12 protein-coding genes are annotated in these 12,866 nt (G+C 48.3%); 1 reads left to right on the plus strand and 11 read right to left on the minus strand.

Annotated features, from left to right (window positions below; translation table 11 throughout):
- Positions 1-42 precede the first annotated feature (42 nt).
- From hisF to pilB, 5 genes are read right to left on the minus strand one after another with little or no spacing between them, the layout of a single operon-like run.
- On the minus strand, positions 43-822 hold the full coding sequence (hisF, locus tag HY879_16175; protein MBI5604876.1) for an imidazole glycerol phosphate synthase subunit HisF: 780 nt from the start codon (positions 820-822) through the stop codon (positions 43-45).
- Positions 812-1,450: an imidazole glycerol phosphate synthase subunit HisH gene (gene hisH, locus HY879_16180; GenBank protein MBI5604877.1), complete on the minus strand. Its 639-nt coding sequence runs from the start codon at positions 1,448-1,450 to the stop codon at positions 812-814. The genes hisF and hisH overlap by 11 nt, the downstream gene beginning before the upstream one ends.
- Before the next feature lie 55 nt (positions 1,451-1,505).
- Entirely contained in the window at positions 1,506-3,245 is a 1,740-nt protein-coding gene (locus HY879_16185) for a hypothetical protein (protein ID MBI5604878.1), read from the minus strand.
- Positions 3,246-3,299: 54 nt separating this feature from the next.
- Complete coding sequence (locus tag HY879_16190) at positions 3,300-4,508, minus strand: type II secretion system F family protein (GenBank protein MBI5604879.1); 1,209 nt, start codon at positions 4,506-4,508, stop codon at positions 3,300-3,302.
- Between the two features lie 14 nt (positions 4,509-4,522).
- Entirely contained in the window at positions 4,523-6,220 is a 1,698-nt protein-coding gene (gene pilB / locus HY879_16195) for a type IV-A pilus assembly ATPase PilB (GenBank protein ID MBI5604880.1), read from the minus strand.
- A gap of 101 nt (positions 6,221-6,321) precedes the next feature.
- Between pilB and HY879_16200 the strand changes: the two genes are divergently transcribed.
- Positions 6,322-6,600 (plus strand): hypothetical protein, encoded by a 279-nt coding sequence (locus tag HY879_16200; protein MBI5604881.1) that lies wholly within the window; start codon positions 6,322-6,324, stop codon positions 6,598-6,600.
- An 83-nt stretch (positions 6,601-6,683) separates the two neighbouring features.
- On the opposite strand, the gene HY879_16205 is transcribed toward HY879_16200, so the two are convergent.
- The 6 genes from HY879_16205 to HY879_16230 all read right to left on the minus strand — a co-directional run bounded on the left by HY879_16205 (position 6,684) and on the right by HY879_16230 (position 12,748).
- Positions 6,684-7,448: a TlyA family RNA methyltransferase gene (locus tag HY879_16205; GenBank protein MBI5604882.1), complete on the minus strand. Its 765-nt coding sequence runs from the start codon at positions 7,446-7,448 to the stop codon at positions 6,684-6,686.
- Positions 7,429-9,357, minus strand: a complete 1,929-nt coding sequence (locus HY879_16210; GenBank protein ID MBI5604883.1) for a 1-deoxy-D-xylulose-5-phosphate synthase — start codon at positions 9,355-9,357, stop codon at positions 7,429-7,431. Before HY879_16210 ends, HY879_16205 begins: the two co-directional genes overlap by 20 nt.
- Positions 9,358-9,673: 316 nt before the next feature.
- Positions 9,674-10,552, minus strand: coding sequence for a polyprenyl synthetase family protein (locus HY879_16215; protein ID MBI5604884.1), 879 nt, complete (start codon positions 10,550-10,552; stop codon positions 9,674-9,676).
- 19 nt (positions 10,553-10,571) lie between these two features.
- Complete coding sequence (xseB, locus tag HY879_16220) at positions 10,572-10,808, minus strand: exodeoxyribonuclease VII small subunit (GenBank protein MBI5604885.1); 237 nt, start codon at positions 10,806-10,808, stop codon at positions 10,572-10,574.
- Positions 10,789-12,159: an exodeoxyribonuclease VII large subunit gene (gene xseA, locus HY879_16225; protein ID MBI5604886.1), complete on the minus strand. Its 1,371-nt coding sequence runs from the start codon at positions 12,157-12,159 to the stop codon at positions 10,789-10,791. Before xseA ends, xseB begins: the two co-directional genes overlap by 20 nt.
- A gap of 226 nt (positions 12,160-12,385) precedes the next feature.
- Complete coding sequence (locus tag HY879_16230; protein ID MBI5604887.1) at positions 12,386-12,748, minus strand: clan AA aspartic protease; 363 nt, start codon at positions 12,746-12,748, stop codon at positions 12,386-12,388.
- Positions 12,749-12,866 lie beyond the last annotated feature (118 nt).

Consider the following 12,866-nt stretch of genomic DNA (forward strand, 5'->3'; position numbering starts at 1 on the left):
GCGTCGACCTGCGTCTAAAAAGGAATTTCCTATACTATCAATCTACCACAGATACCGGACCGGAATTCCCCGTTCTTGCAAATAATCCTTAATTTGCCGGATGGTAAATGTCCCATAATGGGTCATGGAAGCAATCAGCGCGGCATCCGCTTTCCCTTGGCTAAGGACCTGAAAAAGATGATCCGGAAGACCGGCCCCACCGGAGGCAATGACCGGTATGGAAACGGCCTCGGAAATCATTGGCGTCAGCCCCATTTCGTATCCTGTCTGAGTTCCATCGGCATCAATGGAATTCAAACAAATTTCACCGGCCCCCAGACGCTCGGCTTCTCTGGCCCACCACAGGGCATCAATCCCGGTAAAGGTCCGGCCTCCATGGATAACCATTTCATATCCGGATGGAATAGCCTGGGAAAGAGGAACTTTCTTTACATCCATGCCCAAAACGATGCATTGCCCACCGAAGGATAAAGCCCCTTCTTGAATCAACGAAGGGTTTTTTATGGCCGCGGAATTGATGCTGACCTTTTCCGCCCCGGCCAACAAAACCTGCCGCATATCTTCCAGACTGGCAATTCCTCCTCCAACCGAAAAGGGGATAAAGATTTCTTCAGCCACTTTTTGAACCACCTCAATCATGATGGCCCTTTTCTCCGCCGAGGCGGTTATATCGTAAAAAACCAGTTCATCCGCCCCTTCTTCATAATAAAAACGGGCCATATCGACAGGGTCCCCGATATCGATATTATTTTTGAAACGAATACCTTTGGTGGTTTTCCCGTCCCGTACATCCAGACAGGGAATAATTCTTTTAGTCAGCATCACGCCCCTCCCATTCTGAAAAGGCCTTTAACAGGGCCAGCCCCGGAGGCCCGCTCTTTTCAGGGTGGAATTGGAGGGCTACCAGATTCCTGTAGGCCAGGGCCGAAGGGAAAAGAAAACCATAATCGGTCCGGCCCAGAATATGGCTTTCTTCCCGGGGAACCGGATAATAGGAATGGACAAAATAAAAGTTACTCTGGGGTGGGATGGTTCGAATAAGAGGGTGTTGACGAACCCATTCCACCCGATTCCAGCCCATGTGGGGAATTTTTAAAATCCTTCCCTTCTCATCCCGGTGCGGATTGGGAAACCGAACCACTTCTCCGGGAAGGATACCGAGACAGGAGGTTTGATTTTCCTGACTGAAATCCAGGATGACCTGGGTACCCAGACAAATTCCCAGGATAGGGCGTCCGGATTTAAAATAGGCCCTGACGGCTTCATCCAGGCCATCCCCCCGCAGGGCTTTCATGGCCTCGCCGGCGGCACCGACCCCGGGGAAGATAACCCGATCCGCTTCCAGAATTAATTCCGGATCATGCGTGATCCGACAGGGTATGGACAACATTTTTAAGGCCCGCTCCACACTGGTCAAATTGCCTGCTTTATAATCTATGATACTGATCATGAGGGTGCTTCTCTTTTATTAAAAAAATTCGTTCATATCAACCAATGTCAATTTTTTAACCTAAATCACCATCCGTTGTCAATGTCCTATCTTTGAATTGGGGAAATAGAATGACAAATTCAGCACCTTGCCCCGGAAAACTTTCCATCCGAATCTGTCCCCCGCGGTCGGAAATAATTTTTTGTACGATACTTAATCCCAGTCCGGTTCCTTGGTCTTTTGTGGTAAAAAAAGGTTCAAAAATCTTAGGCTGATCCTTCTCGGGAATGCCCGATCCATTGTCTCTGATTTTGATTTCTATCCCATCCTCCTGAGATCCGGCCTGATAGAGCCGTGCCCCGATAAAGATCTCACCGGAGGAAGGAACCGCTTGCAAGGCATTAGTCAAAAGATTCCATAAAATTTGGGACAATTCTCCGGTTGAAATACGGACCTTGAGATCGGGTTCGATATCCCATTTCCAAACCAGGTCAGGAGGGATCCCGGGATTCCTTTTTATCAATTCAACCGTCTCGCGGATAAAATCAGATATATTAAGCGGGGATTCGATATCCTGAACCGGTTTAGCAAAAGTTAAAAAATTATTCACCAATGAATCCAGTTTGGTTACTTCGCGCGAAATGATTTTCAAAAGGCGGTCCCCGGTCCTTTCCTCCTTAAAATCATCTTTCAAAACCTGGATGGAGCCGCTGATGGAAGCCAGGGGATTTCTAATTTCGTGAGCGATCCCGGCAGCCATTTTTCCCATCAAAGCCAGGCGATCCACTTTCCGCAGGTGGTCTTCCATGGTTTTGATCCGGGAGATATCTTTAAAGGATAAGATTTTCCCTATCCCGTGAGGTTGTTGGTCACCTTTTATCGAGGTAAAGGAAAACCCTAATGTTACCAGTGCGCCTTCTGGATTTTGGTAGGAGGTTTCCAGCCGATTCCCCGGGTCAGAGGCTTTCGGATCAGGGCCTTTTTTCAAATCGGGAAAAAGATCCCTCAGGGGCAGGTCTATTAATTCACCAGAGAGCCGGCCCAGGATTTTCTCCCCGGCCGGATTAATACTCTTAATTTTATCTTCATCGTCTAAAGTAATCAAGCCGATATCAATGTTCTGGATCACGACCCGGTTCAATTCCTCCAATTGATCGATATTTTTTTTCTGTATCTCAATCTGCCCCCGTTGTTTTCCGGCCTGTTCGGTGAAAACACTGCTCAGATAACCGATAAAAAAAAATCCCACCCCGTGCATGACTACCTGATACAAAAAATAGTTTTTTGAATAGGGGATCAGTTGAACCGCCCGTCCGTACAATAAAGGGATTTTCCCCAACCCTTGAAGAAAAAGGAGCCCTCCATACAAAACCGTCATACCAAAGGCCGTCAATATTCCACCCAATCGGTAAAAGAGGGTTCCTCCGGCCAAAATGATTAAAAAATAGAGGTAGGGGAAAAAGCTTTCTATCCCACCGGTAAGATAGACCACTGCGGTTACGAAGAGCCCATCAAGCAGTAACTGAAAAACAGCTACCCCTAAGACGGCAGACTCCCATAAAAGAAAAAGGATATAGAAGATAGAAAAAAAATATTGGAGGGCGATTAAGAAGTATAGCCGGGAAAAGGAAAAAGGGAAAAGGCCTCCTTTCTCCTGAAGGATCACCGTCAGCAAAAGAAAAAAAGAAATAAATACCAGCCGCCATAAAATAAGCCATTGCGTTTTCCGCAAAAAATCTTTTTCATTATAAAACCAGGGTCTTGAAGAAATGCCTTCTTCTATTTTCCGGCGATCAAAAATGATCGGTTTTTTCACCCTGTTACGTCCTTTTCCCGGCATAAAAACCGTAATCCGGTCCCTACCAATCCCTTATCCGGTAATGGCTTCACCCATCTTAAAGATAGGCAGATACATGGCAATTACCAATCCGCCGACAATTCCACCCAGAACGACCATCATAATGGGTTCCATCATCGAAGTCAGGGTATTGACGGCGGCATCTACGTCGTCATCATAAAAATCGGCAATTTTGTTCAGCATGGTGTCCAGCTCTCCGGAGGCCTCACCCACCCCGATCATTTGGGTTACCATGGGAGGGAATACCTTACTTTCCTCTAAAGGTTCTGAAATCGTTTTCCCTTCGGCGATGCTTCCCCGGGCTTTATAAATAGCTTTTTCCACCACCTTATTTCCGGCAGATTTAGCCACAATGTCCATGGCTTCCAAAATAGGCACCCCGCTGCTGACCATGGTTCCAAAGGTCCGGGTAAACTTGGCCACGGCCACTTTCCGGAACAACATCCCGAAAATGGGCAGTTTCAACAGGAGATCATCGATCAGATACTTGCCTTTATCAGTCCGGTAAACAGAACGTAGCAGAAAAATCAAGCCCCCTATCCCGAGGGCAATAAAAATCAAATTGCTGCTGACAAACCGGCTGAGTCCGATTACAAATTGGGTCGGGACCGGAAGGGCTTGACCGACCTCCGAAAACATCTTTTCAAAGACAGGAATGACAAAAAGTAAAATAATCGCCGTTACGACTATTGAGACCCCGGTAACAACAGCCGGATAGACCATGGCGCCTTTGACTTTTTTTTTCAGTTTTTCTGTCTTTTCGATATAGCTGGAAAGTCGATTTAAAATGACATCCAGGATGCCGCCGGCCTCTCCGGCTTCCACCAGATTGACATAAAGGTCATCAAAAACCTTAGGATGCTTTTTAAGGGCCTCGGCCAGGGATTGGCCGCTTTCTACGTCCCCTTTAATCTTGGCTATGACATTGGAAAAAGCGGCGTTTTCCTGTTGATTGCCCAAAATGGTTAAGCATTGAACCAGGGGGAGTCCGGCATTGATCATCGTGGAGAACTGGCGCGTAAAGACCACGATCGATTTCTTGGGAATCTTTTTCCGAAGGGCAAACTTACGAGCGGGTTTTTCCCGTTTCTCCTGAATACGGATGGGGCGGATGTCGAGTTTGCGAAGCTGAAGGCGGGCGACGACTACATTATCGGCCACCAATTCCCCTTTTTTCAACTCCCCTTGTTTTGTTTTTCCTTGCCAGGTATAAGTCGGCATAATCGAATCCTTGGTTAGTCTTTATCCGTCACTTTAATGACTTCTTCCAGGGTGGTGACTCCTTCCAATACCTTTGTCAGGCCGCTTTCACGCAGGGTTTTCATGCCCTGCTCCCGGGCCGCTTTTTTTATTTCAGCCGCCGAGGCCCTTTCAAAGATTAATTCTTTGAGTTGTTCAAAAAAAGGCAAAACCTCATAAATCGCAATTCGGCCCTTAAACCCTGTAAAATTACAGGCTGGGCAGCCGACGGCTTCCCATAAGGAATGACTGGCTGGATCTAAATGGAACTCCTTTAAGAGATCCGTTGATTTTTCAATCTTTTTCTTGCAGATCAAACATAATTTTCGAATCAGCCGCTGGGCCACTACCAGATTAATGGATGAAGCGACCAGAAAAGGCTCAACACCCATATCCAACAATCGGGTAACGGTATTAGGGGCGTCGTTGGTATGGAGGGTACTCAGAACCAGATGGCCCGTTAGGGCTGCTTTAATGGAAATTTCGGCCGTGTCCTTGTCCCGGATCTCTCCCACCATAATGATATCGGGATCTTGTCGGAGAAAAGAGCGCAGGACATTGGTAAAAGACAGCCCGATATCTTCATGCACCTGAACCTGATTAATCCCGTAAATATTCAATTCAACGGGATCCTCCACGGTCGAAATATTTTGGGTGGGCTTATTTAATTCGCTGAGAGTAGAGTAGAGGGTCGTTGTTTTCCCGCTGCCGGTCGGCCCGGTTACCAGGATCATGCCATAAGGTTTGTAGATGGCTTCATTATACTTGGTTAAGGCCTCTTTTTCAAACCCAAGTAATCTCAAATCCACCTGCAGGGTTGATTTGTCCAGGAGACGCAAAACCACCTTCTCCCCGAATAGGGTCGGCAAAACGGAAACCCGAAAATCCATTTCATTGCCGTCTCCAAAGCGTAATTTCAGGCGACCGTCCTGGGGAAGCCTTCTTTCGGCAATGTTGAGATTCGACATAATTTTTAACCGGGAAACCAAGGCGTTCTTTAGTTTAACCGGAGGATTCATGATTTCATAGAGGACACCGTCAATCCGATAGCGAACCCGGAAGGCCCGGTCATAGGTTTCGAAATGGATATCGCTGGCCCCCCTTTTGATGGCATCGATGAGCAAAAGATTGGCCAGTTTGACTACCGGGGCCTCTTTGGCGGCAATCTCTAAATTGACCTCATCCATTTCTTCATCCGGCTGGATATAATCCACTTCCAACCCTTTGATATCTTCCAGGGCTTCGGTCAGGGTCGAGGTCAGACTGTAATATTTATCGATGGCTTCCTTAAGGTTTTTTTCGGAGGACAGAAAAAGCTGGATGTTGCTCCCGGTTAAAAATTTTAAATCATCCAAGGCAAAGATATTGGAAGGATCGGAAATGGCCATCTTGAGGGTAGCGCCCTCTTTGCCGATAGGAATGATTTCATATTTCCTGGCAATATTGTCCGGGATCAGGCTGATCCAGGTCGGTTTAAACTCCAGACGGGACAGATCGATAATCGGCAAACCGAATTGCTTGGATAAAAAAGCCAGTAAGGTTTTTTCATCAATAAAGCCCTTCTGAACCAAAAGGGTTCCGATTTTGGGCCGGCCGCCAAGCCGTTTTTGTTCAGCCAGGACTTCTTCCAACTGTTTGGCGGTAATTTTTTGTTCCCGAAGGAGTAATTCGCCGATACGTTTGTTTTTAAACATGGGGTGTTAATTAATAATTTTTCAATTTTATGAAAATAATAGTTGACAAATAATAAATAAAAATTATATTTTATAGAATTTTAGAAAAGGGGGTGATTATCATGGTTTGTTCAACCGTAAAAGCCGGAACCGCATGTACCTTCATGAGCGCCAAGGGTTGTTCGTTTAACGGAGGATCTTGTTATCCTGCAATCGAACAATGTGACGGCTGTGACCGAAACAAAGAGTTCAGTAGTGGGAAATATTGCCTTTCTTATCCCGATCCTTCCCAAAAATGGAAATTGGGGAACTGCAATTTAGCCACTCATATTAAAAAAGCCCCGGTCCAGACCGCTGCCAAGGTCAATCCGCTGAAGGCCTCCAAACGCAGTACCCGATAGGGATCAGCCATTGAACCCTGAAATCCCCTGGTGCCATGAGCCTTCTTGCTCAGTCAAGAAGGCTCTCACCGGAAGGGAAATCCTTAAAAGACAACCCCTTCGACCCCTTTCTGCATATAAATAAAATATTCCCGGTTGCCCTTGGCCCCTTGAATCGGGGATTCTACGGTTCCTGAAACCGACAACCCCTTTTCCCTGAAATACTGACTCAAATCTTCGATCACGGTCTTCTGGTCCTCCTCATTTCGGACTACCCCCCCTTTGCCGACCTTTCCTTTGCCCACCTCAAACTGGGGTTTAATCAAGGCGACAATTTCCCCGTAATCCTTTAAAATAGGTAAAAGGGGCGGAATGATCAATTTCAATGAAATAAAAGAGGTGTCGACCACGATTAAATCGATCTGCTCCCCGATCTCCGACCGGGACAGAAAACGCGCATTTTTTCTTTCCATAACCTTAACCCGGGGATCCTGTCGAATCTCCCAGGCTAATTGACCATAACCCACATCAACGGCATAGACGCGTTTTATTCCCCCCAAAAGCAGACAATGGCTGAATCCGCCGGTGGAAGCCCCGATATCCAAAGCGACCTTATCCTTAACCTGGACCTGAAAAGCCTTCAAGGCCCCTTCTAATTTAACCCCGCCCCGGCCCACATAAGGATGCTCGGTCTGTTTGAGTTCAATCGGTGATCCGGGATCCACCGATTTCCCCGGTTTAAGGGCCGGCACCTGATTAATACGAACCAGCCCCGAATAGATCAAGGCCCTGGCTTTTTCCTGGGAGGAAGCCATTCCTTTTTCCACCAGGAGCCGGTCCAATCGAACCTTAGGCGTTTTGGGGGACATCCAATTCCTCCATCAAGACCCTCAAAATCCCTTCGGCATCAAGGCCATAGAGACTGCGTATTTTCTCAGAGGGACCGTGTTCCACAAAACGGTCTGGGATACCCAGAGAACGAACCCGGATTCCCCCGGCACGCAACTCATGCAATTTTTCCATTACCGCACTGCCGAGCCCTCCCCGGGTCATGTTTTCTTCAACGGTAACCACCAGGGAAAATCTTTGGGCCACTTGGGCCAACAGCCTTTCGTCTAAGGGTTTTAAAAACCGGGCGTTGACCACCGCAGCCGATTTTCCCTTACAGGTCAGGCGCTCCCCGGCCTCCAGGGCCGGATAAACCGTATTACCCAAAGCCAGGACGGCCACATCCGTTCCCTCTTTAAGGGTCTCCCATTGCCCTAATGGAATAGGTTGAGCGTCCCCTCCCAGGGAAACCCCCACCCCGGCCCCCCGGGGATATCGGATGGCCACCGGCCGGTTGTAATGCACAGCCGAATAGAGCATGTCCCGCAATTCCCGTTCATCCTTGGGGGCCATGATAATCAGGTTGGGCAGAGGTCGGAGAAAAGAGAGATCAAAGAGACCTTGATGGGTAGGTCCGTCTTCGCCGACTATCCCGGCCCGATCTAAAGCAAAAATCACCGGTATATTGGGCAGACAGATATCGTGAAGCACCTGATCAAAGGCCCTCTGAATAAAGGTGGAATAAATGGCCACCACCGGCTTCAATCCCTCCAGGGCCAGTCCGGCGGCAAAGGTGACGGCATGCTGTTCGGCTATGCCGCAATCAAAAAAACGTTGTGGAAAACGCCTGGCAAAGCGGTCCAATCCGGTCCCTTCCGGCATGGCGGCGGTGATGGCGAGGATCCTGATATCCTTTTCCGCCAGGGCCACGATGGTTTTTCCAAAAACCTCGGTATAGGTGGGGGCACCGGAAGGTTTCTGAGGGCAGGGAACTTCGGCCTCCGGATCAAAAGGACCCACCCCATGATAATAGGCCGGGTTTTTTTCAGCCGGCCCATAGCCCTTGCCTTTAGTAGTCAGCACATGGACCAGAACCGGGGCCTGGATATGGCGGATGTTTTCAAAGGTAGCGATCAAATCCTCCAGCCGATGGCCTTTTACCGGCCCGAGATAGTCGAAATGTAAAGCAGCGAAAAGCATTCCCGGTGTAAAAAAACCGGTAAAGGAATCTTCGCTTTTTTTGGCCCATTGAAGTAAATTTTCGCCGATGCCCGGAATGGATTTAAAAAACGATTCCATCTCTCTTTTGAATTGGACAAAACCCCTTCCGGTTAATCGTTTACTCAAGAAAGAAGACAAGGCCCCCACATTCTGGGAGATGGACATCTCATTATCATTCAAGACGACGATAAGATCTTTGTTCAGGTGCCCGGCCTGGTTTAAGCCTTCGAAGGCCTCGCCGGCGGTCATGGAGCCGTCTCCGATAACGGCTATTACCTTGGACTGCTCTTTTTTTAATTCGTTGGCCACGGTTATCCCCAGCCCGGCTGAAATGGAGGTTCCGCTATGGCCGGTATCAAAAATATCATGAGGACTTTCCTGTCGCTTGGGAAACCCGCTCAATCCTCCAAAGGTCCTCAGGGTCGGAAATTGCGCCTTTCGGCCGGTCAGGATCTTATGGGTATAGGATTGGTGGCCTACGTCCCAGATAATCTTGTCTTTCGGACTCTCAAACACATAGTGCAGGGCAATGGTTAATTCGACAACCCCCAGATTGGGGGCCAGATGGCCTCCATTTTTGGAAACCGTCTCGATGATCAGTTGCCGGACCTCTTCGGCCACTTGTTTCAGTTGAGGCAGGGAAAGGTTCTTAAGATCCTTTGGATCCATTATGCCTTCCAAAAGGGATAAGGGTTTTTCGCTAAGTTTTATTTTAATTTCTTGATCCATCACTTAATCCATTGCGTATTACGGGTTATAAATTAGGACGCCGATTTTCGCCGATACCCGCAGATAACTATATCTTTATCTTTATATTCAAAATCTTGGCAATCTGCGTCGATCTGAGTCCAAAAAGGAAATTCCTATACCATCGAGTTACGGGTTACGGGTTACGGGTTAAAAAATTTTCATTTCTTAATACCACAGCGACACTTTCCCCGTCATTCCCGAATGTCTTTATCGGGAATCCAGGGTTTTCAAAAAAATACACTGTAGTCTTAACCGCAAACCTGTATCCGGCAACCCGCAACAACCAGTCTTTTATTTACCTGTCCCGGGAAAGGACATAGCCTCCTATTTGCAACAGAGGGAGGGCCTTCGCTCCGAAGATCCGGAGGGCTCCTTCGGCCTCCACCAATAACCGCCGGGCCAGGGCTCTGGATGGTTCCAACCCCAGAAGTCCCGGATAAGTGGCCTTGGCCTTTTTTTCATCCGTCCCTGTTTTTTTTCCCATGAGCGCGGCCTGCCCTTCCACGTTCAACAAATCATCTTTGATCTGGAAGGCCAGGCCGATCTTTTCCCCGAATTTTCGTAAGGCCCGGATTTCCCCGGCGGTTCCTCCCCCGATCAGACCCCCGCAAACCAGGGAAGCGGTTATCAAAGCCCCGGTTTTATGCTCATGAATATATTGTAAACAGGACGAAGAGACCTTTTTTTTCTCGGCCTCAAGATCGACTTCCTGTCCGGCCACCATACCATGGATCCCGGCGGCCCGGGCGATCTCTTGAATAATCTCAAGCCTGATCGCTGCCGGGACCTTCCTCATGACCCCTTTTCGAGTCAATAAGGAAAAGGCCTCGGTCAATAAGGCGTCCCCGGCCAATATGGCAGTCGCTTCCCCGAATTTCTTATGGCAGCTCAATCGCCCACGGCGATAGTCATCGTTGTCCAGGGCCGGGAGGTCATCATGAATCAGGGAATAGGTATGAATATATTCCAGGGCACAGGCAGCCGGAAGGGCTTTGACCATTGGTCCGCCCACAGCCTTACAGGCCGACAGACACAAAATCGGTCTCAGCCTTTTTCCTCCGGCCAGTAAGCTGTACTCCATGGCCTTTCGAACCTGATGGGCATAAGCCTCCGGTTGTGGAAAATAGGTCATTAAGGCTTCATCGACCATTTTCTGAAATTTCTTGAGTTCCAGGGGCTGCGGAATCTTCAATTTATTCCTTCTCCTCTTCAAAGGAAAAAGATTGGGATTGCAGGCTTCCATCCTCGGCCTTAAGGAGGAGATCCACTCTTTTTTGAACCTCCACCAGTTTTTGAGAACAGAGTTGCGACAACCGCATCCCTTCTTCAAACAATTTCATGGATTCTTCAAGGGAAAGCTCTCCGCATTCCAATTTAGTGACAATCCCTTCCAATTTTTTAAAGGTATCTTCAAATCGTTCTTTGGACAAAGGTCCTGTCCTCCTTCTTCCTGGTCCGCTCAACCAGACAATCCAATTCGCCCTGGGCAATGGAAACTCGAATGTGTTTCCCGGGAGGGGCCTCCTCCACCTTTTTGAGCAAAGCCAAATCCGGCAAGGTCCGGACCAGGGCATAGCCCCGATCCAGTATCCCCCAGGGGCTCAAGGCCTGAAGGGTTTTTCCCTGAGCCTCCAGGGCCATCTCCCATTGTTCCAATTTTCTATTGATCAGACCTCTTAATTTTAATCTTTGGATTTCCAGGCTGTTTTGTCCGGCCAGGACCTTGTCCCGCGGGGCCTTCAACAATAACTTTTCCTGGATCCAGGTCAAGGTATCCTGTCTTTTTCCCAAAATCCCTCGAAGGGCCAGTCTTAGCCGGGTACCGTAATCATCCAGGCGGAGGGTAAGGTCGATCAAGCGGCGGCGGGGATCCCCGATCCTTTTCTGAAAATGGAAAAGCTTTTCTTCATAAAGCCCCAACTTCCTCCGCAAGGGTTGAACCAACCGGACTTGAATATCTCCGATTTTGGATTCCCATTCCCTCTGGGGCTGGATCAGTAATTCAGCCGCGGCCGAAGGGGTTGAAGCCCGCAGATCGGCCACAAAATCGGATATGGTAAAATCAACCTCATGGCCGATGGCCGAGACGACCGGGATGGCCGAACCGGCGATGGCCCGGGCGACCCGTTCTTCATTGAAAGGCCAGAGATCCTCTATGGACCCTCCCCCACGGGCCAGGATGATGACTTCTATGCCCAGGTCGGATTGATTTAACTTTTTTATGGCCTCCTCAATTTCAAAAGAAGCGGTCTCCCCCTGGACCAGGACCGGAAAGATGGAAACATGGATATTCCGGAAACGGCGATAAAGAATCTTCAAAAAGTCCTGAATAACCGCGCCGGTAGGGGATGTAACTATAGCCACCCGCCTGGGCAGAAGGGGTAAGGGTTTCTTTCGCTCCAACTCGAACAACCCCTCCTTCCAAAGCCTTTCTTTTAACTTCTCGAAGGCCAGTTGCAGGGTTCCCCAGCCCTTTAATTCCATCCTTTCAATAATAATCTGATATTCCCCCCGCCCGGCATAGACCCCCAGCCGGCCGAAGCACAGGACCTGCAGGCCATTTTCCGGCTTAAAGGATATTCCTGATTGACCGGACTTAAAAAAAACCGCCCGAATCTGGGTCGAGACATCCTTCAGGGTAAAATAATAATGTCCGCTGGGGGGGACCCGGAAATTGGAGATCTCCCCTTCCAGCCACAGAAAAGGAAACTCCTCCTCCAACAGGTCTTTGATCTCCTGAGTCAGCTCGGAGACGGTATAAATTTTTTGGGACAGGTCCATATATATTAAACACTCATGACCCATCGGGTCACCACTAAGCAAGAAAAAGGATTCAAGGGGTCCAGGGGCCAAGGGTTCAAGTGAAAGGCATGGAATTTAAAACCCCTCGAACCCTGGAATCCTATTTTAGTACTAAATATTTTATAGAAGAAACGATTATTTAGCAAGCGATTTTGACGAACGGACCGAGGGAACTATCTGAAGAGGGCTTCCAACAAGGTGAGTTTTATTTTAATGGTTTAGCCGTCATTCTTTTCAAGCTCATGGATACGGGGTCAACAGCAATCCCCGTATTTTCCAAAGCGACAACTCCGAGGATTGGTTCAGAGTCCTCAGGACCGAATATGACCTGAGTCACGGTTTCCGCTCCCATAAAAGAAATCCTGGCAAACCCATAGGGGTATTCTACGGGCTGGCCGTTAGCCAATTCATACACCTCTTTTCCTTCCACTTGGATACCAGCCTTAATCAGCTCACTGGCTGGTGCCATGCTATCAATCGCCCCGGTATCCACCAGAAAGATAGATTCATAAGAAGGAAAATTCTTGGATAAATTGGTAATCGTCGCAGTTACTTTTGTTACTCCCATAGATCACCTTTCATGAATAGGAATTCTGCTGACTGCTACAAAATCGAAAATTTATGCAACCTCTTATTTCTTATTTAAACACAACTCTTACCTAAAGACAATAAAATTAGGAAACAAG

Source organism: Deltaproteobacteria bacterium, assembly GCA_016219225.1.
In the GTDB taxonomy this organism is placed as follows: domain Bacteria; phylum Desulfobacterota; class RBG-13-43-22; order RBG-13-43-22; family RBG-13-43-22; genus RBG-13-43-22.

What these genes read in the sequence shown, in the direction of transcription:
- HY879_16205 (MBI5604882.1), bottom strand. Translation starts at nt 7,448, where the DNA reads ATGTCCCCCAAAACGCCTAAGGTTCGATTGGACCGGCTCCTGGTGGAA.
- hisH (MBI5604877.1), bottom strand. Translation starts at nt 1,450, where the DNA reads ATGATCAGTATCATAGATTATAAAGCAGGCAATTTGACCAGTGTGGAG.
- HY879_16210 (MBI5604883.1), bottom strand. Translation starts at nt 9,357, where the DNA reads ATGGATCAAGAAATTAAAATAAAACTTAGCGAAAAACCCTTATCCCTT.
- xseA (MBI5604886.1), bottom strand. Translation starts at nt 12,159, where the DNA reads ATGGACCTGTCCCAAAAAATTTATACCGTCTCCGAGCTGACTCAGGAG.
- HY879_16190 (MBI5604879.1), bottom strand. Translation starts at nt 4,508, where the DNA reads ATGCCGACTTATACCTGGCAAGGAAAAACAAAACAAGGGGAGTTGAAA.
- hisF (MBI5604876.1), bottom strand. Translation starts at nt 822, where the DNA reads ATGCTGACTAAAAGAATTATTCCCTGTCTGGATGTACGGGACGGGAAA.
- HY879_16200 (MBI5604881.1), top strand. Translation starts at nt 6,322, where the DNA reads ATGGTTTGTTCAACCGTAAAAGCCGGAACCGCATGTACCTTCATGAGC.
- pilB (MBI5604880.1), bottom strand. Translation starts at nt 6,220, where the DNA reads ATGTTTAAAAACAAACGTATCGGCGAATTACTCCTTCGGGAACAAAAA.
- HY879_16230 (MBI5604887.1), bottom strand. Translation starts at nt 12,748, where the DNA reads ATGGGAGTAACAAAAGTAACTGCGACGATTACCAATTTATCCAAGAAT.